The organism is Roseibium aestuarii (assembly GCF_008477545.1).
Classification (GTDB): domain Bacteria; phylum Pseudomonadota; class Alphaproteobacteria; order Rhizobiales; family Stappiaceae; genus Roseibium; species Roseibium aestuarii.
Map to the genome: position 1 here is coordinate 982253 of NZ_VORA01000001.1, position 25528 is coordinate 1007780.

Annotated in this window: 16 protein-coding genes; 9 read left to right on the forward strand and 7 right to left on the reverse strand. The window is 65.5% G+C overall.

The features are described from left to right. Positions 1 to 4: 4 nt before the first annotated feature. The 3 genes from FR728_RS04265 to FR728_RS04275 all read right to left on the reverse strand — a co-directional run bounded on the left by FR728_RS04265 (position 5) and on the right by FR728_RS04275 (position 6250). A complete protein-coding gene (locus FR728_RS04265) occupies positions 5 to 2422 on the reverse strand; it encodes a sensor histidine kinase (protein WP_244304377.1) in 2418 nt (805 codons plus the stop codon). A 226-nt stretch (positions 2423 to 2648) separates the two neighbouring features. Beyond that, positions 2649 to 5288 (reverse strand): aminopeptidase N, encoded by a 2640-nt coding sequence (gene pepN, locus FR728_RS04270; protein WP_149891371.1) that lies wholly within the window; start codon positions 5286 to 5288, stop codon positions 2649 to 2651. 65 nt (positions 5289 to 5353) lie between these two features. Continuing rightward, positions 5354 to 6250, reverse strand: a complete 897-nt coding sequence (locus tag FR728_RS04275; RefSeq protein ID WP_149891372.1) for an alpha/beta hydrolase — start codon at positions 6248 to 6250, stop codon at positions 5354 to 5356. Between the two features lie 255 nt (positions 6251 to 6505). On the opposite strand from FR728_RS04275, the gene FR728_RS04280 reads away from it, so the two are divergent. The 8 genes from FR728_RS04280 (at position 6506) to FR728_RS04315 (ending at position 17562) form a co-directional block, all read left to right on the forward strand. Further along, complete coding sequence (locus FR728_RS04280; protein ID WP_149891373.1) at positions 6506 to 6997, forward strand: class I SAM-dependent methyltransferase; 492 nt, start codon at positions 6506 to 6508, stop codon at positions 6995 to 6997. A 122-nt stretch (positions 6998 to 7119) separates the two neighbouring features. Further along, positions 7120 to 8301 carry a CaiB/BaiF CoA transferase family protein gene (locus FR728_RS04285; protein ID WP_149891374.1) on the forward strand — a complete coding sequence of 394 codons (1182 nt, stop codon included), beginning with the start codon at positions 7120 to 7122 and terminating at the stop codon, positions 8299 to 8301. A gap of 293 nt (positions 8302 to 8594) precedes the next feature. Continuing rightward, on the forward strand, positions 8595 to 10490 hold the full coding sequence (locus FR728_RS04290) for an adenylate/guanylate cyclase domain-containing protein (protein ID WP_149891375.1): 1896 nt from the start codon (positions 8595 to 8597) through the stop codon (positions 10488 to 10490). Between the two features lie 180 nt (positions 10491 to 10670). Beyond that, positions 10671 to 12554, forward strand: coding sequence for an ABC transporter ATP-binding protein (locus FR728_RS04295; RefSeq protein ID WP_149891376.1), 1884 nt, complete (start codon positions 10671 to 10673; stop codon positions 12552 to 12554). 17 nt (positions 12555 to 12571) lie between these two features. Next, entirely contained in the window at positions 12572 to 14482 is a 1911-nt protein-coding gene (locus FR728_RS04300) for an ABC transporter substrate-binding protein (RefSeq protein WP_377174916.1), read from the forward strand. 82 nt (positions 14483 to 14564) lie between these two features. Further along, positions 14565 to 15590 carry an ABC transporter permease gene (locus FR728_RS04305; RefSeq protein ID WP_149891377.1) on the forward strand — a complete coding sequence of 342 codons (1026 nt, stop codon included), beginning with the start codon at positions 14565 to 14567 and terminating at the stop codon, positions 15588 to 15590. A gap of 15 nt (positions 15591 to 15605) precedes the next feature. After that, positions 15606 to 16772: an ABC transporter permease gene (locus tag FR728_RS04310; RefSeq protein WP_149891378.1), complete on the forward strand. Its 1167-nt coding sequence runs from the start codon at positions 15606 to 15608 to the stop codon at positions 16770 to 16772. Positions 16773 to 16968: 196 nt separating this feature from the next. Continuing rightward, the gene (locus FR728_RS04315) at positions 16969 to 17562 is read left to right on the forward strand and encodes a class I SAM-dependent methyltransferase (RefSeq protein ID WP_149891379.1); all 594 of its coding nucleotides are present in this window, start codon (positions 16969 to 16971) and stop codon (positions 17560 to 17562) included. Positions 17563 to 17842: 280 nt separating this feature from the next. Here FR728_RS04315 and FR728_RS04320 read toward each other — a convergent pair whose 3' ends face one another. From FR728_RS04320 to FR728_RS04335, 4 genes are all read right to left on the reverse strand, one after another. Then, positions 17843 to 18613 (reverse strand): HAD family hydrolase, encoded by a 771-nt coding sequence (locus tag FR728_RS04320; protein ID WP_149891380.1) that lies wholly within the window; start codon positions 18611 to 18613, stop codon positions 17843 to 17845. Between the two features lie 87 nt (positions 18614 to 18700). After that, the gene (locus tag FR728_RS04325; RefSeq protein ID WP_149891381.1) at positions 18701 to 21028 is read right to left on the reverse strand and encodes a glucose/quinate/shikimate family membrane-bound PQQ-dependent dehydrogenase; all 2328 of its coding nucleotides are present in this window, start codon (positions 21026 to 21028) and stop codon (positions 18701 to 18703) included. A 308-nt stretch (positions 21029 to 21336) separates the two neighbouring features. Then, on the reverse strand, positions 21337 to 21879 hold the full coding sequence (locus FR728_RS04330; RefSeq protein WP_149891382.1) for a GNAT family N-acetyltransferase: 543 nt from the start codon (positions 21877 to 21879) through the stop codon (positions 21337 to 21339). Then, positions 21876 to 22430, reverse strand: coding sequence for a helix-turn-helix domain-containing protein (locus FR728_RS04335; protein WP_149891383.1), 555 nt, complete (start codon positions 22428 to 22430; stop codon positions 21876 to 21878). Before FR728_RS04335 ends, FR728_RS04330 begins: the two co-directional genes overlap by 4 nt. Before the next feature lie 687 nt (positions 22431 to 23117). Between FR728_RS04335 and FR728_RS04340 the strand changes: the two genes are divergently transcribed. Next, complete coding sequence (locus FR728_RS04340) at positions 23118 to 25349, forward strand: NADP-dependent isocitrate dehydrogenase (protein ID WP_149891384.1); 2232 nt, start codon at positions 23118 to 23120, stop codon at positions 25347 to 25349. The last annotated feature ends 179 nt before the right edge of the window (positions 25350 to 25528 follow it).

Here is a 25528-nt window from a genome sequence, read left to right on the forward strand (position 1 = left end):
GCCTTCAGGCCTGAGCCCGCGCGGGGGGAGCCTGCTCCTCGGCATCGTCCAGCGCGCCGAGGTCTGCCTTGGCGAGGGTGAAGCTGACCCGGGTGCCTTCGCCCACGTCCGATTCAAGCACCAGCTTGCTGCCGTGCAGCTCCACCAGCGAGCGGGCGATGGCGAGCCCCAGACCGGACCCCTTGTGGGCGCGGGAGAACTGGTTGGCCACCTGGACGAAGGGCTGGGCCAGCCGCTTGATGTCGTCTTCCGCGATGCCGATCCCGGTGTCCTGGATCGCGAAGCGCACCGTCGTGTCCTGATCGGTCACGGTGAGCGCCACGTTGCCCCCGTCCGGGGTGAATTTCACCGCATTGGCCAGAAGGTTCAGCAGCACCTGCTTGAGCGCCCGGCGATCGGCCTGGACGAGCAGGTCGGCCGGTGCCTCGCAGGAGACCTCGATGCTCTTCTCCCGTGCGGCAGCCGCCATGATGCGGCAGGCATCCTCGGCGGCGGTTGCCGAATCCAGCACTTCCGTGTCGATGGACAGGCGTCCCGCTTCGATCTTGGACATGTCGAGAATGTCGTCGATGAGTGTGAGCAGGTGGGTGCCCGAATTGTGGATGTCCTGGCAGTAGTCCATGTAGCGGTCGGAGCCGAGCGCGCCGAACATCTGCTGGGTCATGATGTCGGAGAAGCCGATGATCGCGTTCAGCGGGGTGCGCAGCTCGTGGGAGATGTTCGCCAGGAACTCGGACTTGGCCCGGTTGGCTTCCTCGGCCTTGGTCTTCTCGGAATTGTACTTCTCGGCCAGCTCGACCAGTTGCTGCGCCTGGATCTGCAGGGTGCGGCGCGACTTCTGCAGGTCGGCAACGGTCGCCTTGAGGCGCTTCTCGCGGTCGACCAGCTGTTCCTCGTGACGCTTGAGCTGGGTGATGTCGGTGCCCACCGACACGAAGCCGCCGTCCTTGGTGCGCCGCTCGGAGATCTGCAGCCAGCGGCCGTCTTCCAGCTGCGCCTCGTAGGATCCGTGGCCGGCAGCACCCGTGGCACTGCCTTCGCTGACCTGGATGGGCGTGGAGGAGATCGGGCCGTTGGCGGCAAAGGCCATCACGTCCCGATAGGGCGTGCCCGGGCGAACCGCATGGTTCGGCAGGTTGTGCAGGGCCTGATAGTTCGAGTTGCAGATCACCAGCTCGTTGCGGGCGTTCCACAGGACGAAGGCCTCGGAAATCGTCTCGATGGCATCGCGCAGGCGCAGATCGGCGGTGCGGCTCTGTTCGGCCAGCTCATGCTGCTCGGTCACGTCGATGCAGATGCCGATGAGATGGGGTTCGCTGCGCCCCGGCTCGTGCTGGATCTCGCCGCGGGCCCGCAGCCAGATCCAGCGGCCTTCCGCGTGGCGCATGCGGAAGGTCTTGTCCACGGTCGCCTCACCGGTGCTCAGAAGGTCTTCGGCCAGCTTGAAGAGGTCGATGTCGTCGCCATGGGCGATCTCGGACACTTCGGCGAAGGAGAGGATGTCATCCTTCGGAGCCCGGCCCAGAAGCTCGTAGAGCGACGCCGACCAGAACATCCGGCCACGCGCCAGGTCCCAGTCGAAGAGCCCGCATCGGCCGTGGGTGAGGGCGGCGTCGATCCGGCCACGGGTCGAGGCATACATGTCATCGGCCTGCTCGGCGCGGGTCGACTGGGCGTAGAAGGCGTAGATGAGCACCAGGAGCACGCAGGCCGTGCCCACGAAGAGCGTGACATTGATCGACAGGTCCGAGCGCCATTCGGCGAAGACCAGCTGTTCGGACTGGAGCACGGCCAGCATGCCGAGATCCGAACCCAGATGATGCACGGTCACGAAGGTTTCGGCCGGCGGGGTGCCGTGCAGGGTCGTCGGCACGCTGAGAACACCGGCGCGCTCGCCGAAGATCAGCAGGGGCTGCGGCGACTTGAAGAGATCGCTGAGCGGCAGGCCCTCGAGCGTCGACTGCAGCGGGGCGCTGGCCACGATCCGGCCCTGGGTATCGGCCAGCAGCACGGTGCGGCCGTTGCTGGTTGCCCCTGATGGCAGGCTGTCGGCGAGGATGCGCTTCAGGGCCGAGCGGTAGCCGAGTTCGGGAAGCTCGTTGCTGGTCGCGTCCAGCTTGGCCGAGATGGCGGTGGCAATGAGGGCGATCTGGTCCCGGGCATCACGCTCCACGTCCTGATAGGCAAAGGACAGGGCCAGCGCCCGATAGGTCGCAAGGCAGGCGATGAAGATCAGGCAGAGCAGGGGGATCAGCCGGCGCATGATCGGCTCGGAGCGGAAGAGGCTCTGATAGGCGGGGTGGCGCCAGAACCGCAGGCTGTCGCGCAGCGCGGCCCGTTCGGCGCGCCCGGGGCGGTTCCGGTTCCGGTCGTGATCTTCCGGTCGCCCCATGAGGAGGGCGGCGGTCAGATCCAGAGCCATGAATGGAATCCGAACAATGCGCCGCACGGACGCGCTGCCGGCAAATGCCCGCGCCATCGGAAAATCGCCCCGATTTCGTTGAAGTGATGGTTCTCATCGGCAAGCCCCTTGCCGAATCACTTCATTTGAATCCACGAGCGGGCGTTTGTCCAGAGTGCCCAAGAAAAAAATGGTTAACGCCGAAAGCTGAAAACAGCCAAGATGTTAACAGTTTGTCGAGCGCTGCCTATTGCAGGCAGCGTTCGACGATATCACGGCAGTCGCGGGAAAGATTTTCCGCCTCGGCAAGGCTGCGCAGCGTCTTTTCAGCAAGGTCAGATCTGACAGTGTCGTAAGCACGCCAGGATCGGAAACACGTCAATAGTCTTGACGCAACCTGAGGATTTCTTGCGTCGAGCTTGAGAGCCTGTGCCGCCGCGAAAGCAAACCCCGCCCCGTCCTTGCGGGCGAACTGCACGGGATTGCCCGTGGCGAAGGCATGAACGAGGGCGCGGACGCGGTTCGGATTGCCTTCGTCGAAGAGTGCGTGCCGTGTCAGCGCCTCCACCCGTTCCAGCGCATCGCCGGCAGGGGAGGTCGCCTGCACCATGAACCACTTGTCGAGGGCAAGTGCAGAAGTGGCATGGCGGGCGCGGAAGTCCTCCAGTGCTGCTTCGGCCGCAGGCATTCCCTCATGCACCAGCAGGGTCAGGGCCGCCAGCCGGTCGGTCATGTTTGTGGCGGTCTCGTAGCGACGGGCGACGAGATCCGCGTCATCGGCCTCTCCGGAAACGGCGAGGAAGGTCAGCGCCTGATTGGCGAGTGCCCGTGCCCCGGCCTGGTCGGCTCCCGGATCGAAGCTGCCCTGAGGGCGCAGGGCTTCGATCTCCCGAAGCAGGGTCAGGTGGTCGCGGGCGATCCGGCGCCTCAGTCCCTGACGCAGGTCGTGGATCTGCTCCGGCGCTACGTCCTTGCCCTTCTCGCGCGCCAGATCCGCCTCGCCCGGCAGTTGCAGCGCCAGCGCCTTGAAGGCCGGATCGAGGCTCTGGTCCGCCAGAAGCTGACCGAAGACCTGCGAGATCAGAGTGGAGTCCTCTGGCGCGGATGTCCCGCCCTGAAGCGCCCGCAGAAGATGGCGGGTGACGAGGGTCTGGCTTGCCTGCCACCGGTTGAAGGGATCCCGGTCATGGCCGGCGCGGAAGGCGATGTCGCTTTCGTCCTCCTCCACCTCGAGGCGCACGGGAGCCGAGAAGTCCCGCAGCAGCGAGAGCACCGGGCGGTGCGGGATGCCGGAGAAGGTCACCGTCTGCTTGCGGTGTTCGAGGACGAGGCAGTCCCCGCGTACGCTCATCCCCTCGATAGAGGTGGGCGTCATGTCCGCGCCGTTTGGCCCGAGCAGGCCGAAGCGCAGCGGAATGACTGCCGGCGCCGACGACGGCTGGCCGGGCAGGGGCGCGATGTCCTGGGTCAGCTCGAGGGTCAGCGTTCCGGCCGCCGCATCATGCCGGCTTGCCACCGTCACCAGTGGCGTTCCCGCCTGCTCGTACCAGATGGCGAAGGCGCCGAGGTCCTGGCCCGAGCTTTCCGCGAAACAGGCGAGGAAGGCTTCGATGGTGGTCGCCTCGCCGTCGTGGCGGCGGAAATAGAGGTCCATGCCCTGCCGGAAAGTCTCTGCGCCCAGCAGCGTCTTCAGCATGTGGACGACCTCGGCCCCCTTCTCATAGACCGTGGCTGTGTAGAAGTTGTTGATTTCCGTGTATTTGCGCGGGCGCACCGGATGGGCGAGCGGCCCTGCATCCTCCGGGAACTGATGGGCCTTCAGCAGGCGCACGTCGGCGATCCGCTTCACCGGCCGCGACCGCATGTCCGACGAGAACTCCTGATCCCGGAAGACGGTCAGGCCTTCCTTCAGGCACAGCTGGAACCAGTCGCGGCAGGTGATGCGGTTTCCGGTCCAGTTGTGGAAGTATTCGTGGGCGATCACCGCCTCGATATTGGCGTAGTCCTGATCGGTGGCCGTATCCTGGTCGGCCAGAACATACTTGTCGTTGAAGATGTTCAGGCCCTTGTTTTCCATCGCGCCCATGTTGAAGTCGGACACGGCGACGATGTTGAAGACGTCAAGATCATATTCGCAGCCGAAGACCTCCTCGTCCCAGCGCATGGAGCGCTTCAGGCTGTCCATGGCCCAGTCGCACAGGCTTTCCTTGCCGTGTTCCACATAGATGCCGAGGTCCACCGCGCGGCCGGAGCGGGTCTGGAACCGATCTGTCACGCAGGCGAGATCGCCGGCCACCATCGCGAAGAGATAGGACGGCTTGGGATGCGGGTCATGCCAGATCGCGAAATGCCGGTCCGGCTTGTCCGAAACCGGACCGCTCTCCACCGGATTGCCGTTGCCGAGCAGGATCGGGCATTCCGACCGTTTTGCCTCGATCCGGGTCGTGTAGACGGCAAGCACGTCCGGCCGGTCGAGGAAATAGGTAATGCGGCGGAACCCCTCCGCCTCGCACTGGGTGCAATAGGTGCCCGAGGAGCGGTAGAGGCCTTCGAGCCGCGTGTTGGCATCCGGATCCACCTTCGTCACGATTTCCAGCTCGAAGGGCCCCTCCGGCGGGGCGAGCAGCACCAGCTGCTCCGGCGTCACGGTGAAGTCGTCCCGGTGGACCGACGCGCCATCGAGCGCAAGGCCCACCAGCTCCAGATCCCCGCCCTCCAGCACGAGCGGCGTGCCCGGCGCCGTCTCGTCGCGGCGGCGGAGCGCCAGGCGGCTGGTGATCTGCGTTGCCCGGGGCGAGAGCTGGATGTCGAGGGCGACCGTCTCGATGGTGTAGCGGGCGGGCGAATAGTCTTCCAGACGGATGACCGGGGCGGTGTCTGTGCGCATGAGGCGGCTCCTGAGGAGAACGGACGGCTGCGGGCAGGGCCGCGCCATCCGGGGTCGGGACGGGCTTACCGGGTCGGATCGGCAGCCAGGTCAAGAAGATGGGCGACCAGAGCGCTCTGCGGATCGGCAAGCGGGTCGATCACCGCGAAATGGTTCGCGCCGGGCACGATGTCCAGTCGGGTCTGCGTGTCGGAGGTGTCCTGTCCCCAGACCGCGCAAAGGCTTCGAGACTGGCGCAGGTATTCCTGAGACTCATCCCCGCCGACCACTGCAACAAGCCGCGTCCCCGCAGGTGGCTTCCGCAACAGCGGCGAGGCGGCCTTGGCACTGGCCTCCGTCATGCCAAGAGCGCCGTTGACCGACGTCGCCACCAGGGGAACGAGATCGAAGAGGCCGGAAATCGGCAGACCGCGGCTGCACAGGTCCGCTGGCAGCGCAGGACCACCCGGAACGGCGCGGGCCCAGTCGGTGGCCATCAGCTCGGCGGTGAGGTGACCGCCGGCCGAGTGCCCGGTAACAAGCAGCGGTCTGCCGAAACGCGCATGGAGATGCACCGCAAGGGACCTGAGGTCGTCGGTGATCTCCGCCACCGTCACCGCCGGGCACAGCCGGTAATTGGCAATCACCACATCGAAGCCATGGGCATTGAGCCCGGCAGCCATGTGGGAAAAAGCCTCCCGCGACAGGGCCTGCCAGTAGCCGCCGTGGATGAAGAGCGCGGTGCGCGAGCGCGCTTCCGTGCCGGCCTTGCGGGGGAAGATGTCATAGGTGTGGCGCGCATCCGGACCATAGCTCTGGGCGAGCAGGGCGTCCGGGCGCTCAGTGCGATAGGCGGTGGCGCGGGCGTGCCAGGCGGCGATCAGCTCGGGATGCTCGGGCACACGGGCCCGGTTGTTGTATTCCGCCTCAAGGCGGGCATCGAGGGCGGGTGCGGATCCGGGGACGGAAGGGGCGGACGTCATGGCGGCTGGAGCCTGTCTTGTTTATTTCGGACAGCAGTTGAAGCATTTCGCGACAGCGGCGGCAAGGGCAGGCAGGAAGGTGCGCGGGGCTCTGGAACCTTCTGCGCTGATCGGGCGTTTCGTCCCTTGTCACAGCGTGACCGCGACACTTCCCTTGCGTCCTTTTCCTTGCATCCTTTGACAGGGCTTGGTCTGATCCCCACGTAGGAGAGCGCAACGGCACGACAAAACCTCCCCCGATAAAAGGACAAAGGCATGAGCCGCCTAGACAGTTTCATCCGCAGGCTGACCGCCCAGAAGATCCTGCTCGAGCATGTGGCCGAGCAGGTGAAGGAGGTTCCCGGACCGATCCTCGAACTGGGCCTCGGCAATGGTCGCACCTATGATCACCTGCGCGAGATCCTGCCCGGCCGGGACATTTATGTCTTCGACCGGGATCTGGCCTGCCATCCGAGCTGCATTCCTGAAGGCGACTTCATGATCTTCGGCGAGATCCGCGACACGCTTGCCTTCTGCGAGCCGCGGATCGGCGAGAAGGCGGCCTTCATCCATGCCGACATCGGCTCCGGCGACCCCACCACCGATCTGGCCACCCAGAGCTGGCTGTCTCCCCTGATCGACGACCGCTGCAAGCCCGGCGGTTACGTGCTCTCGGGCCTCGCCCTGGATCTTCCCGGCTTCGAGGAACTGGAGAAGCCGGAAGGGATCCGCCCCGGTCGTTATCACCTCTACCGCAAGAAGGCCTGACCGGCGGGAGCGCCGTTTCCGGACGTCATGACGAACTGTCCGTTGCCTTGGCTCCGGGGAGCCTTTACCTCCTCGGGTCAGGGCGGCGTGCCGCCACTCCGCAGTGTCTCGAAGAGGTTGTCATGTCCGCCCCGCTCCACGGTGTGAAGGTCATCGAACTTGCCCGCATTCTCGCCGGTCCCTGGATCGGCCAGACCCTTGCCGATCTCGGCGCGGACGTGATCAAGGTCGAGAGCCCCGACGGGGATGACACCCGCGGCTGGGGCCCCCCCTTTCTGGAAACCGAGGACGGATCGAAGGGCGATGCGGCCTATTTCCACTCCTGCAACCGGGGCAAGCGGTCGATCACCGTCGACTTCCGCACCGAGGAGGGCCAGGAAATCGTCCGCCGGCTGGTGGCCGATGCGGATGTGCTCATCGAGAACTTCAAGCTCGGCGGCCTGAAGAAATACGGCCTCGACTACGACAGCCTGAAGGCCGTCAATCCGCGCCTGATCTATGCCTCGGTCACCGGCTTCGGCCAGGAAGGGCCCTATGCCCACCGGGCCGGCTATGACTTCATGATCCAGGGCATGGGCGGCATCATGGACCTGACCGGCGACCCGCAGGGCGAGCCGCAGAAGATCGGCGTCGCCTTTGCCGACATCTTCACCGGCCTCTATGGCGTGATCGGCGTGCTGGCGGCCCTGCGCAAGCGGGACGAGACGGGCGTCGGCGAACATGTGGACCTTGCCCTGCTCGACAGCCTGACCGGTGTCCTGGCCAATCAGGCTCTCAACTATTTCGTCTCCGGCACGGCGCCCAAGCGTCTGGGCAACGCCCATCCCAACATCGTGCCCTATCAGGTCTTTGCGGTCGCCGATGGACATGTGATCGTGGCGGTGGGCAACGACGGCCAGTTCCGCAAATTTTGCGAGATCCTTGGGGGTGCCGCTCTGGCCGACGATCCCGCCTATGCCACCAATGCGGCCCGTGTCGCGAACCGCTCCACCCTCGTGCCCCTGCTGGAAGAGCGCATGGCGACCTTCCGGCGTGACGAACTGCTCGAGGCGCTCGAGGAGCGTGCGGTCCCCGGCGGTCCGATCAATTCGGTGGCCGATGTCTTCGCCGATCCGCAGGTGACCTTCCGCAAGATGCGCGTCGATCTGCCGGCGACCGGCGTCAAGGGCGGCACCGCCCCCTCGATCCGTACGCCGCTGAAGTTCTCCGACAGTGACCTGGTGCTGGAACGCGCCGCGCCGCGCCTCGGTGAACACACGGACGAGATCCTCGCGGAACTGGGCCTGCCCAAAAGAGCCGGATGAGCGGTCGGGCCGCTCCAGCCCGTGAAAATGTGTCGCAAGGTGAGGTTTTCTGCCGAAAATGCCGCGGACGGAAAGCGAAACCATGTGGGCAGCGCACATTTCGTTACCAAAGTGGATCTGGACGCCGCCCCCCGGAGCCTCTACATCCGGGGCATGCCAACCTGCGAGGGGCAAGGGTTCATTTGCTTTTGAGCCCTAGCCTTGCGGGTGTGCCCCGAACCTGATCCAGCCCTTGGGCGGGACACCGGCAAGTCGCCGCGCGGGGCGGGAAAGATGTTCCGGGGACCGTCCGCATGGCACTGAGCTTGAAACGCCGCTATCTGAAGATGCCGCTGACGCGGATCGTCTCCTTCACCTTCGGCGGTTTCGTGGCCCTGTCCATCGCCCTGGTCCTGTTCCTGTCGGTCAAGGCGAATGTCCGTAACACCTTCTCCCTGCTGAACGACAAGGCGATCCTGCTCACCTCCTCCATGGAAGAGCGCCTGCGCGATCACTTCCTCGCCGTCGAGCAGGCGGTCACCGATCTGCGCCCCTTCTTCGAGCGCGGCGAGATCGACTTCAACGACAAGGATGCCGGCCTGGAGCTGATGAAGGTGGCCGTTGCCACCTCGTCGCGGCTCACTGTCCTGGTCGCGACCGATCTCAAGGGCGAGAACTTCGGCGTCTTTCAGGCGCCCAATGGCCGGCTCTGGCCATTCAAGCGCCAGCTTCCCCCCGGCGGTGACCGCACCTATGTGCTGCCCGACCTGACCGCGGCGTCCGGCCCGACCTGGGGCCCGATCCTCAACAACGACATCGGCCAGTTCGCCAACGTCTCCGTTCCCATCGTCCGCAATGGCCGGATGATCGGCACCCTGACGGCCGCAAGCTCCCTCGACAGTCTGGCCGAGTCCATCCGCTCCCTCGACGAAGGGGTGGAGAACACCACCTTCGTCATGGTCAATGGGGACGAGATCCTCGTCCATTCCGACCGGGATGCCTTCCAGTCCGGTGGCAAGGGTCAGGCGCCGCTTCCCGCCAGCGCCGAAGCCTTTGGCGATCCCGTTCTGGCCCAGCTGGCGCAAGCTGATGTCCTCGACGGCTTTGCCAAGGCCGCCCGGCTCGGCATCGAGGTCAGCCGACTGGAACTGGGACGGCGGGACTATGTGATCATGAAGGCCGTTGTTCCCGGCTACAGTACAGAGCCCTGGGTGATCGGCCAGTACTTCCGCGGCGCGACCATCTCCCGCGAGGTCGAGCGCCTCATGGGCTCAGCGCTCGTGGGCATCGCGGCCATGATCATCGCTGCGCTCGTGGCCTTCTGGCTGGGGCGCGTGGTCGCCCGGCCCCTGAAGAAACTGGCCGAGCAGTCGCGAGCCGTCGCGACCCTGTCGCTGGAGAATGTGGATCCCTTGCCCCGGTCCCGCGTCGCGGAACTGGATCAGGTGGCCCAAGCCTTCAATTCCATGGTGGTGGGGCTGCGGGCGATGAACACCTACGTGCCTCGCTCCCTGTTCCACAAGCTGATGCGCCTCGGTGGCAGCCAGGCCGCCGATGCCCGCGAGGCCCGGCTGACCATCCTCTTCACCGATATTGTCGGCTTCACCGCTCTGTCGGAGACCATGAGTGCCGCCCAGACTGCGCGCTATCTCAACGCCCATTTCGCCGTGCTTGTGGCTGCCGTCGAGGACGAGGGCGGCACTGTGGACAAGTTCATCGGCGACGGCATGCTGGCCTTCTGGGGCGCGCCCGACGCCCGATCCGATCACGCGGAGGCCGCCGTGCGGGCCGCGCGACGCATCGCGCGGGATCTGGAGGTCTTCAACGATCAGGCCAGCGCCCGGGGCGAGCCTTGCGTGCGCATGCGCATCGGCATCCACACCGGTCCGGCCGTCGTTGGGAACGTTGGCGCGCTTGACCGCTGGAACTACACCGTCGTCGGCGACACGGTGAATGTCACCGAGCGGCTGCAGACCCTGGGGCGCGAGCTTGGCAGTGGCGACGGGGTCGTCATCCTCGCAAGTGCCGACACGGTCGCCGAATTGCCCGGGGAACGCGGCGCGGAGCGGGCAGGGGACTTCTCCCTGCGTGGACGTTCGACCCAGCTCGAGGTTTTCAAGCTCGATCCCGCGGCTGTCCCCGACACCGCAGCCGGAACCCAGCGCCGGGTCGCCGGGGGCGGGAGCTTCCCCCCGTCTGCCGCCGAATAGGGCCGGCCGGGCCTTCCGATCCGGTCTGAAACGTGACCGGAATCACGCTTTAAGCATTTTTTCCGAAGCCATTGCGAATTCGCCGCTTTTTGTGGTTGTCTTTTTCGCAGGGAAAGGGGTCTATTTTCCTTGTAGGTCAGGATCCCGTCAGAGGTCCGGCCAAAGGGAGGAGTGCAGCGGGTGAATGTCCTGTCGATCGAGAACCTGACCGTCGAGTTCCGTACGGCCGAAGGGCCTGTCCGGGCGGTCAAGGACGTCTCCTTCGCGGTGCCCCAGCGCAAGACCGTCGCCCTCGTCGGCGAAAGTGGCTCCGGCAAGACCGTGATCTCCCAGACCATCATGGGCCTTCTGCCGACCAATGCCGCGGTGACCGGCGGCCGTGTTCTTCTCTGCGATCCCCGGGACGGGTCGGCCCCGATCGACATCGCCGCTCTGGATCGCAAGGGTCCGCAGATGCGCCATCTGCGCGGCAACCGGGTGGCGATCATCTTCCAGGAGCCGATGACCTCCCTCTCGCCGCTGCACACCATCGGCGACCAGATCGGCGAGGCGGCCCAGCTTCATCGCAATGTCGGTGCCGCCGAGGCCCGTGAACTGACCGTGGAGATGCTGCGCCTCGTGCAGTTCCCCGATCCGGCCTCCGCCGTCGATGCCTATCCCTTCGAGCTGTCCGGCGGCCTGCGCCAGCGTGCCATGATCGCCATGGCCATGATCTGCAAGCCCGCGCTGCTGATCGCCGACGAGCCGACCACGGCGCTCGATGTCACGATCCAGGCGGAAATCCTCAAGCTCATCAAGGACGTTCAGTCAGAGCTTGAGATGTCGGTTCTCATGATCACCCACGACTTCGGCGTTGTGGCGAACATGGCCGACGACGTGGTGGTCATTTATCACGGTGAGATCATGGAGCAGGGGACCGCACCCCAGCTCTTTGGCAACCCGCAGCATCCCTACCTGAAGGCGCTGCTGAATGCGGTGCCCGGCTTCCACATGGACAAGGACGAGCGGCTGCAGCCGATCCGTCCGATCATCCTTCCCGCCGAAGCCCTGACGGGCAACCGGGTTGACTGCACGGTCAAGCCCGGACAGCCGCTGGTGAAGGTCACCGGCGCGCGCAAGGAGTTCTCCCTGCGCAAGGGCGGGCTCTTCTCCAGCCACAGCCGCTCGATCCTGGCGCTCGACGACATCAACCTCACCATCCGCCGGGGCGAATGTCTCGGCCTCGTGGGGGAAAGCGGCTCGGGCAAGACCACCGTCGCCCGCGCCATCCTGCGTGCCATCGAGCTCGACAGCGGCACGGTCGCCTATGACCGCGGCGAAGGGCTTCAGGACATTTGCAGCCTCGACAAGCCCGCGCTGATGGACTTCCGCCGAAGGGTCCAGCTCATCTTCCAGGATCCCTTCTCCTCGCTCAATCCGCGCATGACGGTGAACGACATTCTCACCGAGCCCCTGCAGATCCACCGGATCGGCACGCCGGAAGAGCAGGCGGAGCGCGCCCGCACCCTCATGCGTCTGGTCGGTCTCGATCCCCGGTTCCTGCGCCGCTATCCCCATTCCTTCTCCGGCGGCCAGCGCCAGCGTATCGGCATTGCCCGCGCGCTCGCCCTCAATCCGGAGTTCCTGCTCTGCGACGAGCCGACCTCGGCGCTGGACGTTTCCGTCCAGGCCCAGATCCTCAACCTGCTGCAGGATCTCAAGCGCGACCTGAACCTCACCTACCTCTTCGTCAGTCACAATCTGGCCGTGGTGGACTATATCGCCGACCGGATTGCCGTCATGTGCCGGGGCCGCGTGGTGGAAGTTGGTGAAACCCGCCAGGTCGTCGCAAATCCGTTACATCCCTATACGAAGGCTCTTCTCTCCGCGGTGCCCGAGCCTGACCTGAATGCACCTCTCGATTTCGAGGCCCTGAACCGGTCGCGGGCATCCGACCCGACCGCCTGGCCCGAACCCTATCGTCTCTGCCCGCAGGATCGCCCCCTGCTGGTGGAGATGGAGCCCGATCACTTTGTCTGCGCGCCTGCGCTGCACGGCAAGCAATATGCTCCGAGCGCGGCCTGAGGTTTGAGGACCCCTGAATGACGATGCGACTGTTGTCCCGCTTCCTGTCCCGATCGGCCCTTCTGGCCCTGCCCGTCATGGCAGGTCTGGGGGGCGTCTCTCCGGTGCTGGCCCTTGATCTTCAGGAGACCCCGGGTCTCGCCGCCGGTCTGCCGCCGGTCGGAGAGCGCGTGCCCGCCGAACCGCTGATCGTCGATCTGGAGGCCAAGGGCCGCAAGACCGGCGTCATGGGCGGCACGATCGAGACCATGATCGGCCGGTCCAAGGATGTGCGCCTGATCAACGCCTGGGGCTATGCCCGTCTGGTCGGCTATGACAAGGACCTGAACCTCGTTCCCGACATTCTGGCCGATGTCACGGTGGAGGAGGGGCGCATCTTCACCCTGCGCACCCGCAAGGGGCACAAGTGGTCCGATGGCGCGCCCTTCGGCGCGGAAGATCTGCGCTACTATTACGAGGACGTGGCGCTGAACGAGGAGCTGAACCCGGCCGGCCTGCCGCCCTTCCTGCTGGTCGATGGCGAGAAGCCGGTCTTCGAGGTTCTGGACGAGACCACCGTGCGCTACACCTGGTCCAAGCCCAACCCCATGTTCCTGCCCGAGCTGGCCAAGGCCCGCCCGCCTTTCATCTATCGCCCCGCCCATTACCTGAAGCCGTTCCACGGCAAGTATGGTGACGCAGCCGAAATCGCGAAGCTGGCCGAACAGCAGAAGGTGCGCGGCTGGGCGCCGCTGCACAATGCGCTGGACGACATGTATGGCGCCCAGAACCCGGACGAGCCGAGCCTTCAGCCCTGGGTGCGTGCGGCCGGCGACAACGACCGCCGCTTCTCTCTGGAACGCAATGCCTTCTATCACCGGGTCGATGCGGCCGGGCACCAGCTGCCCTATGTGGACCGGGTGGTCATGACCGTGGCCGACGGCAAGCTCATTCCGGCCAAGACCCAGGCCGGCGAAGCCGACCTGCAGGCGCGCAATCTCTCCTTCTCCGACATCACCGTGCTGAAGCAGGGCGAGGCGGCGCAGGGCTATGTGACCGCGCTCTGGGCCAATTCCAAGGGCTCGGAAATGTCCATCCTGCCCAATCTCACGGTCAAGGATCCGGTCTGGCGCGAGCTTCTGCGCGATACCCGCTTCCGCCATGCCCTGTCGCTCGGCATCGACCGGACGATGATCAACCGCACCCTCTATTTCGGCCTCGGCAAGCCGGGCAATGACACGGTGTTGCCCGCCAGCCCCCTGTTCAAGCCCGAATACCGCACCAGCTGGGCCGACTATGATCCCGCCAAGGCCAATGCGCTCCTCGACGAGATCGGCCTGACCCAGCGCAACGGCGAGGGCACCCGCCTGATGGCTGATGGCCGCCCGCTCGAGATCATCATCGAGACCGCCGGTGAGGACAGCGCCCAGGTCGACGCCCTGGAGCTCGTGTCCGAGACCTGGAAGGAGCTGGGCATCCGCCTCTTCATCAAGCCCAGCCAGCGCGACATCCTGCGCGAACGCTCCATCACGGGCGAGCTGGTCATGTCCGTCTGGTCGGGCATGGAGAACGGCATTCCAACCGCCGACATGCCGCCGGAGGATCTGGCGCCGGTGCACGGCGAGGTCCTGTCCTGGTTCGGCTGGGGCGACTACTGGGAAACCAAGGGCGCCGGTGGCGAGAAGCCTGACTGGCAGCCGGCCATCCGCCTGATGGATCTCTATCAGAACTGGCTGGTTTCCACCTCCTCGGATGAACGCCGGGCGATCTGGGACGAGATGCTGGCGATCCACGCCGAAGAGACCATCCGCATCGGTCTGGTGGCCGAAGTGCCCCAGCCCGTCGTGGTGAAGGGACTGGAGAACGTGCCCCTGACTGCCTTCTACGGTTGGGATCCGGGCGCCCATTTCGGCCTGCACCGCATGGACGAGTTCTTCTTCGCCAAATAAGGTCGCCTTTTCGCGACAGTGAGATGCCCCTTGCGCCGGAGCCCCGGCGCAAGGAACCAGGGACGGGGAACGGGGACGCCTAATGCTGGAGTATATCGTGCGGCGGATCATCACCATGATCCCGACGCTCTTCGTGATCAGCTTCCTGATCTTCTTCATCGTGGAGCTGCCGTCCGGCGATTACATCTCCAACCAGATTGCTGCCCTGCGCTCCTCCGGCGAGGCCTCCGCCGTGGCCAAGCTGGAGTTCCTGCGCGCCGAATTCGCCCTCGACCGCCCGTTCTTCGAACGCTACCTGATCTGGGTCGGCCTCTGGTCCGGCCCCCACGGCTTCGACGGCCTGCTGCAGGGCAACTGGGGCTGGTCCTTCGAGTTCAACAAGCCGGTGGAAGCCGTCATCGGTCCGACGCTTCCCCTGACGGTGATCCTGAACTTCGCGACCATCCTCTTCGTCTACATCGTCTCCTTCCCGATCGGGATCTATTCCGCCACACGGCAATATTCCTGGGGCGACTACGGCTTCACTTTCCTCGGCTATATCGGTCTCGCCACGCCCAACTTCCTCCTCGGACTGATCCTGCTCTATTTCTTCAATCGCTGGTTCGGGCTGTCGATCGGCGGCCTCATGGACCCGCAATATCTCGACCAGGGCTGGAGCCTCGACAAGCTGCTCTCGATCCTCGGCCACCTGATCGTGCCGACCATCGTCATCGGCACGGCGGGCACGGCGGCCATGATCCGGCGCCTGCGCGCCAACCTGCTGGACGAGCTGCACCGGCAATATGTCACCACCGGCCGCGCCAAAGGCCTGAAGGAAAGCACGCTTCTGGTGAAATACCCCCTGCGCATGGCCCTCAATCCCTTCATCTCCGACATCGGCAATCTGATCCCGTCGCTGGTCTCCGGCTCCGTCATCGTCTCGGTGGTGCTGAACCTGCCGACCGTCGGGCCCGTGCTCTTGTCGGCGCTTCAGAGCCAGGACCAGTTCCTGTCCGGCTTCATCCTGCTCTTCGTGGCGATGCTGACCCTCGTGGGCATGCTGGTCTCCGACCTGCTGCTCGCCATCCTTGATCCACGCATCCGCCTCGGCGGCAAGGCAAGCGGCTGAGGGGAGGGCAGCAGAATGAGCGACAGTCACGACACCGCCCGGACCCATTACGTCAACCCGGCCCCCTTCAATCCGGTCGAGGACGAGGTCCTGACCCCGGAGCAGGAACGCTACTATCAGGCCAGCCAGTGGCGGATCATGTGGTGGAAGTTCAAGAGCCACAAGCTGGCACTCTGGTCGGGCATCGTCCTGATCCTCTTCTACCTTTGCGTTCCCTTTGCCGAGGTGATTGCGCCCTACACGCCCAACCAGCGCAATTCCGAGCATCTCTATGCGCCGCCCCAGCCCGTCCATCTCTTCCACGAGGGCAGGCTCGTCGGGCCCTTCGTCTATGGCCAGACCTCCGAGGTCGACATGACCGTGATGAAATGGGTGTTCAAGGAAGACCGCACCCAGGTGCAGCCCCTGCGCTTCCTCTGTCTCGGTGATCCTTACGAATTCTGGGGCCTTGTCGAGGCGCGCTTCCATCTCGTCTGTCCGGCGGAAGGGGGAACGCTCTTCCTGCTCGGCACTGACCGGCTCGGCCGCGACCAGTTCTCCGGTCTGGTCTATGGCGCGCGCCTGTCCCTCACCGTCGGGCTGGTGGGTGTGGCGATTGCCATCGTGCTCGGCCTCTTCTTCGGCGGCATTGCCGGCTATTTCGGCGGCGTGGCCGACAGTCTGATCCAGCGGCTCATCGAGATCATGCGCTCGCTGCCCGAGCTGCCCCTGTGGATGGCGCTGTCCGCGGCCCTGCCGGTCACATGGTCGCCGGTGTGGATCTATTTCGGCATCACCATCATCCTCGGCCTGCTCGACTGGCCGGGTCTGGCGCGCGCCGTGCGCTCCAAGCTCCTCTCCCTGCGCGAAGAGGAATATGCCCGCGCCGCCGTGCTGATGGGGGCCAAACCCTCCCGCGTGATCACCCGCCACCTGCTGCCGGGATTCACCAGCCACATCATTGCCAGCGCCACCCTGTCCATTCCCTCGATGATCCTCGGCGAGACGGCGCTCTCCTTCCTCAATCTGGGGCTGCGGCGTCCCTCCGTTTCCTGGGGCGTTCTCCTGAACGAGGCGCAGAACATTTCCGTGGTCACGGTCTACCCCTGGCTCATGGCGCCGGTGATCCCCATCATCATCGTGGTGCTGGCGTTCAATTTCCTCGGCGACGGTTTGCGCGACGCCGCCGATCCCTATAAGTGAGGATCAGGGCGCACGAGTCGGAGTGAGCCGCCTTTTCACGGCATTGCCGTTGTCGTCCTCGGGCTTGTCCCGAGGATCCACAGATGATCGCACTGGATGCTCGGGACAGGCCCGAGCATGACGCAGGAAGGGTTGACCTTCTCCGCCGGCATCCCACATCCGGGGGCCGCGATCCGAATGAAGCAAGGACGAACACATGTCGAAGAACGCCAGTACCGCAGAAGGCTGGGATGAGGAATATGAAGCCGGGCGCTGGGCCTTCCTGCGCTCCCTGCCCGAGAGCGGGCGCTACGGCATCATCGGCATGTGGCTGAACCTGACCGGCTCCAACGCCGAGGTGCTGGACATCGGCTGCGGCGAAGGCCTGCTCTACGAGCGCCTCGCCCCCATGGGCCTGACGAAATACGTCGGCATGGACCTGGCCCCGGCCGCCCTCGAGATCGCCAATGTGGATCCGGCCATCGCCTCCCTGCGCGCCGGCGACATGCACACGTTCGAGCCCCAGGCCGGCGAAACCTTCTCGGCCATCGTCTTCAACGAGGTGCTGCATTTCGCCGAAGATCCGGCTGCAGTCGTCGCTCGTTACGTGCCCTTCCTGAAGAAGGACGGCGTCATCGCGCTCTCCATGTACAGCCCCAAGCGCCCCGAAAGCGGCGCCAACAAGCTGATCGCCCGGCTCTGGGAAGCGACCGACGACACGGCGAAGTGGGAAGTCCTCGACGACTACCGTCTGGGCTCCGACAAGAAGGGCGTCACCTGGCGCCTGCGTCTGGTCAAGCCTGTCGTCTGACCTGAAGGGCGCGGCTCCGCGCCCTCGCTCTCTGTCGCCAGACACGACCGCGGCGAATGTTCGGGGGACATGCCTCTATCGAGAATCTTGAGCCTCTGCTCCGTCATCCGCGACCCCTCCATTGTCATCCCCGACTTGATCGGGGATCTAGCCTCTTGACCATGGCATCGATGCCGCGAGTCTTCTGCACGCGCGCGCATCCGATCGCAGGTCCGTACGCTGATCACCTGTTCGTCCCCAATCGCGTTGGGGAAGGCGGAGGAGAGGCAGAGGTCCCGGATCAGGTCGGGGACGGCGCGGGGGACGCGAGGACCGGCGCCGCAGTGCTCGTTCCCACGAAGAATGCCGGCAACTCCGCCACGCTGTCGAGGATCAGGTCGGCGAGCGGCGCCAAGTCCGCTCGCGTTCCCGTACCCGAGAGGACGCCGATGGCAAGCCCGGCCCCCGCACGCCGCGCCATCTCCAGATCGTGGGTGTTGTCGCCGACCATCGCGATACTGTCCGCCGTGAGCCCGGTCGCAGCCGCAAAGCCCTGCACCATGCCCGGCTCCGGCTTGGGGCCGTGGCCGCTGTCATAGCCGCAAAGGAAGCGGAAGGACGACGCGGCGCCAAGCCCCTCGACGAAGACGCGGACCGAGGCCTCGCTGTCGCTGGACGCCACCCCCAGCAGCAGGTCCATCCCGGAAAGCTGCGCGAAAACCTCCGGAACACCGGGGAGCGGCACGGCCTCGGTCATGCCTTCCGCAAAGATCCGGTCCAGATCGCGGGCGAGGGTCGTGTGATCGAAGGCTGCCCCGGCCGCGACCCAGGCCTCGGCGATCTCGACCGCGTTTCCGGCCGCAAAGAGCGACCCCGCCGCCGTTCGTCCGGTCACCGGATCCTGTCCGCCGAGGCGCAGGAAGTGCTCGGCCACAGCCGTGTCGCCGCGCGCGCCGTGGCGGGCCGCCGCCAGGTTGATGCGGCTCCAGGTGCGGTCGAAATCGAGCAGGGTGCCGTCCTTGTCGAACAGGATGGCGCGGATCTGCGGAGGAACATCAAGGGCCTGAATCATGCTGCAAGCCTTAGCAGCGAACGCACTGAGCAAGAAGACAAAAACCGGCCCGGGCGCAGGGGGTCCGGACCGGCTGGATCAAGGGGGTCAGCCCTTCGGCAGCTTCCAGGCCATCACGTGATCCCCCGGCGTGGTACCGATGGAGCCGTGACCGCCCGCGACCATGAGCACATATTGCTCGCCGTCCACCTCATAGGTCATGGGCGTTGCCTGGCCCCCGGCGGGCAGGCGCGCGCTCCACATCACCTCGCCGGTGGTCAGGTCATAGGCGCGCAGATAGTCATCCACCGCCGCCCCCATGAAGACCAGACCGCCCCGGGTGATCATCGGCCCGCCGATGCCCGGCACGCCCATCTCGATGGGAAGGGGAATGGGGCTCAGATCCTCCACCGTGCCGTTCTTGTGGCGATAGGCGGTCTTGCCGTTGGTCAGGTCGACCCCTGCCACATAGCCCCAGGGCGGCTGCTGGCAGGGCAGGCCGAGGGGCGAGTAGAACGGCCCCATGTCGACGCCATAGTCTGCCCCCTCGTTGCGGTTCAGGCCGACTTCGCTGGCCTTCTCATCCGCGCCCTTGGGTGGGATCTCGCTGGCAGGCACCAGCCGCGAGGTAAAGGCCAGATAGACCGGCATGCCGAACATCACCTGTCGCTCCGGGTCGACGGCGACCGACCCCCAGTTGAACGTGCCGAAATTCCCCGGATAGACGATCGAGCCCTCGAGCGACGGCGGCGTGTAGCGCCCGGCGTAGTTGAGCGAGCGGAACCGGATGCGGCAGGCCAGCTGGTCGAAGAGGCTCACGCCCCACATGTCCTTCTCGCTCAGGGCAGGCGGGTTGAAGGAAAGCGCCGAGTGGGGCTGGGTGGGGGCGGCATGGTCCTCCGGGATGGTCTGCGTGGACCCGACGGGCACCTCGCTCACCGGCACGATGGGCGTCCCGGTTTCCCGGTTCAGCACATAGATGTCCCCCTGCTTGGTGGGCTGCACCACGGCGGGCACCACCGCGCCGCCGATGGTCAGGTCTATCAGCACCGGCTGGGCCGGCACGTCCATGTCCCACAGGTCGTGGTGGACGAACTGCTTCACCCAGCGCACCTGTCCGGTGGCAATGTCGAGGGCCGTCAGCGAGGACGAATAGGTCTCCACCGCTTCCGAGCGGTTCATGCCCAGCTGATCCGGCGGCTGGTTGCCCATGGGGATATAGACGAGGCCCAGGGCCTCGTCGGCGGAAAACACCGACCAGCTGTTGGGAGAGTTGGTGGTGTAGGTCTCGCCCTCGGCGAGCGGCGCCGTCTCCTCCGGCCGGGCGCTGTCCCAGTTCCACACCAGCGCCCCCGAATGGGCATCGAAGGCACGGATCACGCCGGAGGGTTCATAGAGGGAATAGTTGTCGTTCACCGCGCCGCCGATGATGATCTTGCCGGAAACGGCCATGGGCGGCGAGGTGGAATAGTAGTAGCCCGCCGGGTTGTATTTCATGTGCCGTTCCAGATGCAGGAAGCCTCGGTCGGCGAAATCCTCGCAGACCGTGCCATCCGCCGCATTCAGCGCAATCAGCCGGGCATCGGAGGTGGGCAGATAGATCCGCTCGTGGCACCGCTCTCCGGCGGCGACCTGCGGGTCAACCCAGTAGGTCACGCCCCGGCAGGTCTGGTGCTGGCGATCCGTGTTCAACCCCACTTCCGGATCGTATTTCCACTTCCTTTCGCCGGTGCGCGCGTCCAGCGCCAGCGCCCAGTTGTGCGGGGTGCAGAGATAGATCGTGTCGCCGATCTTCAGAGGCGTGACTTGATAGGTGGTCTCCTTGGTGTCGCCGGGCAGTTTCACGTCGCCCGTCTGCGCATGCCAGGCAAGCTGCAGCCTCGCCACATTGTCCGGGGTGATCTGGTCGAGAGGGGAATAGCGCTGGCCGAACTGGCTGCGGCCATATTGCTGCCAGTCGCCCTCAGGCATGGGATTGCCCAGATCCGGATTGGTCTCCACCGTTTGCAGCGGCAGTTGCCCCGCCAGATCATGGGGCGCGTTGAGCATGGAGCCGACGGCGACCACCACGGCAATGGCCACCGGCAGGCCGAGCGGCAGGACAGAGGGCTTGTCGCCCGCCAGATCGAGACTGTTTCGCACCGCAGGCAGCAGCAGAAAGAGACCGATGAGGATGATCAGCCCCCCGCGCGGTGCCAGCGCCCACCAGTCGAAGCCGACCTCCCACACGGCCCAGACCAGGGCTGCAAGGGTGAAAAGGCCGTAGATCCAGTACACCAGCGGATTGCGGAAGAAGACGAGCACAGCGCAGGCGAGGAACACGAGGCCTGCAAGCAGATAGAACAGGCTGCCGCCGAGGGCGACGAGCCAGGCGCCGCCGGCGGCCAGAGGCAGCCCGACGAGCGCGAGACAAACGAGGGAAATGAGACGAGCCATGACCTTCTCCGGGAAGGGTTTGCGACGGCCACGGGGGAGCTGTGGCGCGGAAAGGGTCAGGGACGGTCTCGTCGGGCTCGGAATGGCAAGGGCGCTGGCCCTTGTTGCGGGGAGGGGGCCTTCTCGCGGACATGGCGGGAAAGGCCTGAGATCGGAAGGAGTTCGGAGCCTGGACGCAAGCGTCCCTGCCAAGCCAACTCCCCGATGCGCTGATGGTTCCGCTGCCCCGCGCCTGGGCCGGGACGCTGGGGTTCCGGTCCAGGCTGCCCATGTAAGGGGCGGGCTTTTTCGTCGGTGTGGGCGCCGCGTCAGGCCAGCGCCTTGTAGAAGACCGTCGTTCCCTCCATCCGCCCGTCGGGCAGGGCGGCATAGTCGGGGATCACGCCCACCTTCACATAACCACAGGACGGATAAAGCTTTTCGGCCCGGTCGCCCGTTACCGTATCCAGCACCAGAAGCTTGCGACCAAGCGACAGGGCGAGCCGCTCCGCCTCGGCCAGCAGCGCGCGGGCAATGCCACGGCGGCGGGCGGCCGGGTGCACCAGCATCTTGGCGATCTCTGCCCGGTTGCACCCGTTGGGCTGACCCGCAAGCTCCAGCGACACCGTGCCGACGATGGCGCCGTCCAGCTCGGCCACCAGAATGTGACGTGCCCCGCTTGCCAGCCCCTCGCGGCGGCCCTGCCAGAAGCGTGCGGCCTCCTCGATGGGAAAGGGCAGGATGAACCCGACGCCCGATCCCTCCAGCACGCAGGCCTGGAGGATCTCGGCCAGCGACGGCAAGGCGGCGTCCAGCGTCTCGGCGGTCAGGGGGCGCAGGATCAGGGTCGGAGCAGGGAGGGGAGCGGTCATGGCAGGATCACCGTGAGAATGTAGCGGGCGGGCTGGGGGCCGGGCGCGTGGTAGCTGTTGGGGGAGGTGAGGCGGAAGCGCAGGCAGTCGCCGGCGGAAAGCCAGTGGGTCTCAGGGCCGAGCGTGACCTCCAGCGCACCGTCCAGCAGCACCAGATGGTGCTCCAGATCGATCAGGGGCGGGGCGTCATAGGCAATGGTCCGGCCTGCCGGCAGCCGGCCTTCGATCACCGTGCCGCGAAATCCGGACTGGCTGGGGGAGAGCGTGCGCCGGACGAAACCGGTCTCCGGGTCGGTCCACACGCTCTGCTGGGCGAAAGGCACCAGGGTGAGGGCTCCGGTGTCTTCGGCAAACAGCGCCTGCATGGGCAGGCGATGGGCCGCCGCCAGCCGCCCCAACACCTGCGCGGTGGGGCTCACGTCGCCCCGCTCGATCCGGCTGAGCGTCGCCCGGCTTACTCCTGACCGCGCCGCCAGATCCTCCAGCGTCCAGCCTTGCGCCTGCCGAAGCGAGGTCAGCCGCCGCGCCAGCGCTTCCGTCTCGTCACTCATCGCGAACTCTTTGGTTGATTCTCATATATGAGAATTAATTCCAGATAAGAGATAAACGCAAGGGCATTCGCACGGGTCCGGATACCATACTGGTAGAGACGTCAGATCCGTTTCGCTTTCACACATGTTTCGCGGCCGTCCCGGACGCAGGCGCATGCCGGAGATCCGGGACCCGGAAAACCCTCCTCCAAGGCCGATCACCCCGGCCGGACCTCCCCCGTCATCCCGCACGCTTCTTCCCCGTCATCCCGCACTCGATGCGGGATCCACTCCACCTCTCGGTCGTCGCAGAGCCTTACGGCGTCGCGGCGGAACCGCTCAAGAGGCCGGCAGTGCTCCGGTTGCGAGTGGATCCCCGGTCGAGCCGGGGATGACCGCCCAGGAAATGGCATGCCACTGTCACCCCGACCAGAGGTTCCTGCTCCGGAGCGCGGAGGCTCGACGAAAACCAAGGCACCCATTCCGATCTGGTGGGGGGCAGGGCGCGGCAAGGTGCCACCATCAACCTAGCTCCGGTTGCCTTTCCTGTGCGCTTTGCTAGGGTCCGCACGCCCGCTCCGCAAAGGGGCTGGAAAAAGATTGCGTACATCCGTATACAGATCCGCGAAGCGCCCGGGCGGCGCCGGTTTTTCCGCGCGCCCGGTCACCGCCTTCGATCACGACAAAATCTTGAGGACATAGACCGACATGGCCGACACGAACCGTCCTGACATCATCTACACCAAGGTGGATGAAGCCCCGGAACTGGCGAGCGCCTCCTTCCTGCCGATCATCAAGGCCTTTGCCGCACCCGCCGGCATTTCCATCGGCACCAAGGACATTTCGCTGGCCGGCCGTATCCTGTCCGCCATGTCCTCTTACCTGAGCGACGACCAGAAGCAGGCCGACGATCTGGCCGAGCTGGGCAAGCTGGTCACCGAGCCGGACGCCAACGTCATCAAGCTGCCGAACATTTCCGCCTCCCAGCCGCAGCTGAACGCGGCGATCAAGGAACTGCAGGCCCAGGGCTACAAGATCCCGTCCTATCCGGATGCGCCGGCCACCGACGAGGAAAAGGCCATCAAGGCCGCCTATGATGCGGTGAAGGGCTCCGCCGTGAACCCGGTGCTGCGCGAGGGCAACTCCGACCGCCGCGCGCCGAATGCGGTGAAGGAATTCGCCAAGAAGAACCCGCACTCCATGGGCGCCTGGGCGACCACCTCCAAGACCCGCGTTGCCACCATGGGCAAGGACGATTTCGCCTCCAACGAGACGTCGGTCACCATCGCCGCTGCCTCCGCCGGCACCGCGAAGATTGAGTTCGTTGCCAAGGACGGCTCCGTCACCACGCTCAAGGACAACCTGAAGCTCACCGAAGGCGATGTGCTGGACGCCACCTTCATGAGCGTCAAGGCCCTCGATGCCTTCCTGGAAAAGGAAATCCAGGCTGCCAAGGCTGAAGGCGTGCTCTTCTCCGTCCACCTCAAGGCGACGATGATGAAGGTCTCCGACCCGATCATCTTCGGTCATGTGGTCAAGGCCTTCCTGAAGGACGTTTTCGCCAAGCACGAAGCCACCTTCGCCGAGCTCGGCGTGAACCCGGACCTGGGCATCGGCGATCTGGAAGCCAAGATCGCAACGCTTGCCGCTGACAAGGCCGCCGAGATCAAGGCTGACCTGAAGGCCGCCCTCGACAATGGCCCGGCCATGTACATGGTGAACTCCGACAAGGGCATCACCAACCTGCATGTCTCCTCCGACGTTATCATCGACGCCTCCATGCCGGCCCTCATCCGCGCCGGTGGCAAGGGCTGGGGCCCGGACGGCAAAGAAGGCGATGCAGTCTGCGTGATCCCGGACAGCTCCTATGCAGGCGTCTATGATGCGGTGATCGAACACTGCAAGAAGAACGGCGCGCTGGATCCTGCCAAGATGGGCACCGTGCCGAACGTCGGCCTGATGGCCCAGAAGGCCGAGGAATACGGCTCCCACCCGCAGACCTTCAAGGCCAAGGCCGATGGCACCATGCGCATCGTCGATGCGGCCGGCGCCACGCTGCTCTCCCATGAAGTCGAAGGCGGCGACATCTGGCGCGCCTGCCTCACCAAGGATGCTCCGATCCGCGATTGGGTGAAACTGGCGGTCAACCGCATGCGTCTCTCCGGCATGCCGGGCGTCTTCTGGCTCGATGCCAACCGCGCCCATGACGCGGAGCTGATCAAGAAGGTCGAGGCCTACCTGCCGGAGCACGACACCTCCGGTCTGGATTACCGTATTCTCGCCCCGACCGAAGCTGCCGCCTATACCACGGCCCGTATCGCCAAGGGTGAGGACACCATCTCTATCACCGGCAACGTGCTGCGCGATTATCTGACCGACCTCTATCCGATCCTGGAAGTAGGCACCTCGGCCAAGATGCTCTCCATCGTTCCGCTGATGAACGGCGGCGGCCTGTTCGAAACCGGCGCCGGCGGTTCGGCTCCCAAGCACGTCCAGCAGCTGATGGAAGAAAACTACCTGCGTTGGGACAGCCTGGGCGAGTTCTGCGCCCTCGGCGCGTCGCTCGAGCATCTGGCTCAGGTCAAGGGCAACGGCAAGGCTCAGGTTCTCGCCACCGCGCTCGACAAGGCCATCGAGAAACTGCTCGACAACAACAAGTCGCCCCAGCGCAAGGTCGGCCAGCTCGACAACCGCGGCAGCCATTTCTACATCGCCCTCTACTGGGCGCAGGAACTGGCCGCGCAGGACAAGGACGGCGAGCTGAAGGCCCACTTCGCCCCGATCGCCGAGGCCCTGACCGCGGGTGAAGACAAGATCGTTGCTGAGCTGAACGCCGTGCAGGGCAAGGCTGCCGACACCGGCGGCTACTACCATGCTCCGCAGGACAAGGTCTCGGCCGTCATGCGCCCGAGCGCGACCCTCAACGCCATCATCGGCTGAGGGCACCAGAGGCTCTGAAACACGAAAGGGCGGCCCCACGGGCCGCCCTTTTTCCTTTGCACTGGAGGGAGAGTGGGGGAGTGGGGGCTCCCACACCTTCTAGAGGGGCGTGAACCTCTCCTCCGTTATGCTCGGGCATGTCCCAAGCATCCAGAGCATGTTCTCTGCCCACGTTGCGC

Excerpts from the sequence above, each read along its gene's own strand:
- FR728_RS04330 (WP_149891382.1), bottom strand. The coding sequence starts at position 21,879 with ATGACCGCTCCCCTCCCTGCTCCGACCCTGATCCTGCGCCCCCTGACC.
- FR728_RS04320 (WP_149891380.1), bottom strand. The coding sequence starts at position 18,613 with ATGATTCAGGCCCTTGATGTTCCTCCGCAGATCCGCGCCATCCTGTTC.
- FR728_RS04280 (WP_149891373.1), top strand. The coding sequence starts at position 6,506 with ATGAGCCGCCTAGACAGTTTCATCCGCAGGCTGACCGCCCAGAAGATC.
- FR728_RS04325 (WP_149891381.1), bottom strand. The coding sequence starts at position 21,028 with ATGGCTCGTCTCATTTCCCTCGTTTGTCTCGCGCTCGTCGGGCTGCCT.
- FR728_RS04305 (WP_149891377.1), top strand. The coding sequence starts at position 14,565 with ATGCTGGAGTATATCGTGCGGCGGATCATCACCATGATCCCGACGCTC.
- FR728_RS04300 (WP_377174916.1), top strand. The coding sequence starts at position 12,572 with ATGACGATGCGACTGTTGTCCCGCTTCCTGTCCCGATCGGCCCTTCTG.
- FR728_RS04290 (WP_149891375.1), top strand. The coding sequence starts at position 8,595 with ATGGCACTGAGCTTGAAACGCCGCTATCTGAAGATGCCGCTGACGCGG.
- FR728_RS04340 (WP_149891384.1), top strand. The coding sequence starts at position 23,118 with ATGGCCGACACGAACCGTCCTGACATCATCTACACCAAGGTGGATGAA.
- FR728_RS04275 (WP_149891372.1), bottom strand. The coding sequence starts at position 6,250 with ATGACGTCCGCCCCTTCCGTCCCCGGATCCGCACCCGCCCTCGATGCC.
- FR728_RS04285 (WP_149891374.1), top strand. The coding sequence starts at position 7,120 with ATGTCCGCCCCGCTCCACGGTGTGAAGGTCATCGAACTTGCCCGCATT.
- FR728_RS04265 (WP_244304377.1), bottom strand. The coding sequence starts at position 2,422 with ATGGCTCTGGATCTGACCGCCGCCCTCCTCATGGGGCGACCGGAAGAT.
- pepN (WP_149891371.1), bottom strand. The coding sequence starts at position 5,288 with ATGCGCACAGACACCGCCCCGGTCATCCGTCTGGAAGACTATTCGCCC.
- FR728_RS04335 (WP_149891383.1), bottom strand. The coding sequence starts at position 22,430 with ATGAGTGACGAGACGGAAGCGCTGGCGCGGCGGCTGACCTCGCTTCGG.
- FR728_RS04315 (WP_149891379.1), top strand. The coding sequence starts at position 16,969 with ATGTCGAAGAACGCCAGTACCGCAGAAGGCTGGGATGAGGAATATGAA.
- FR728_RS04310 (WP_149891378.1), top strand. The coding sequence starts at position 15,606 with ATGAGCGACAGTCACGACACCGCCCGGACCCATTACGTCAACCCGGCC.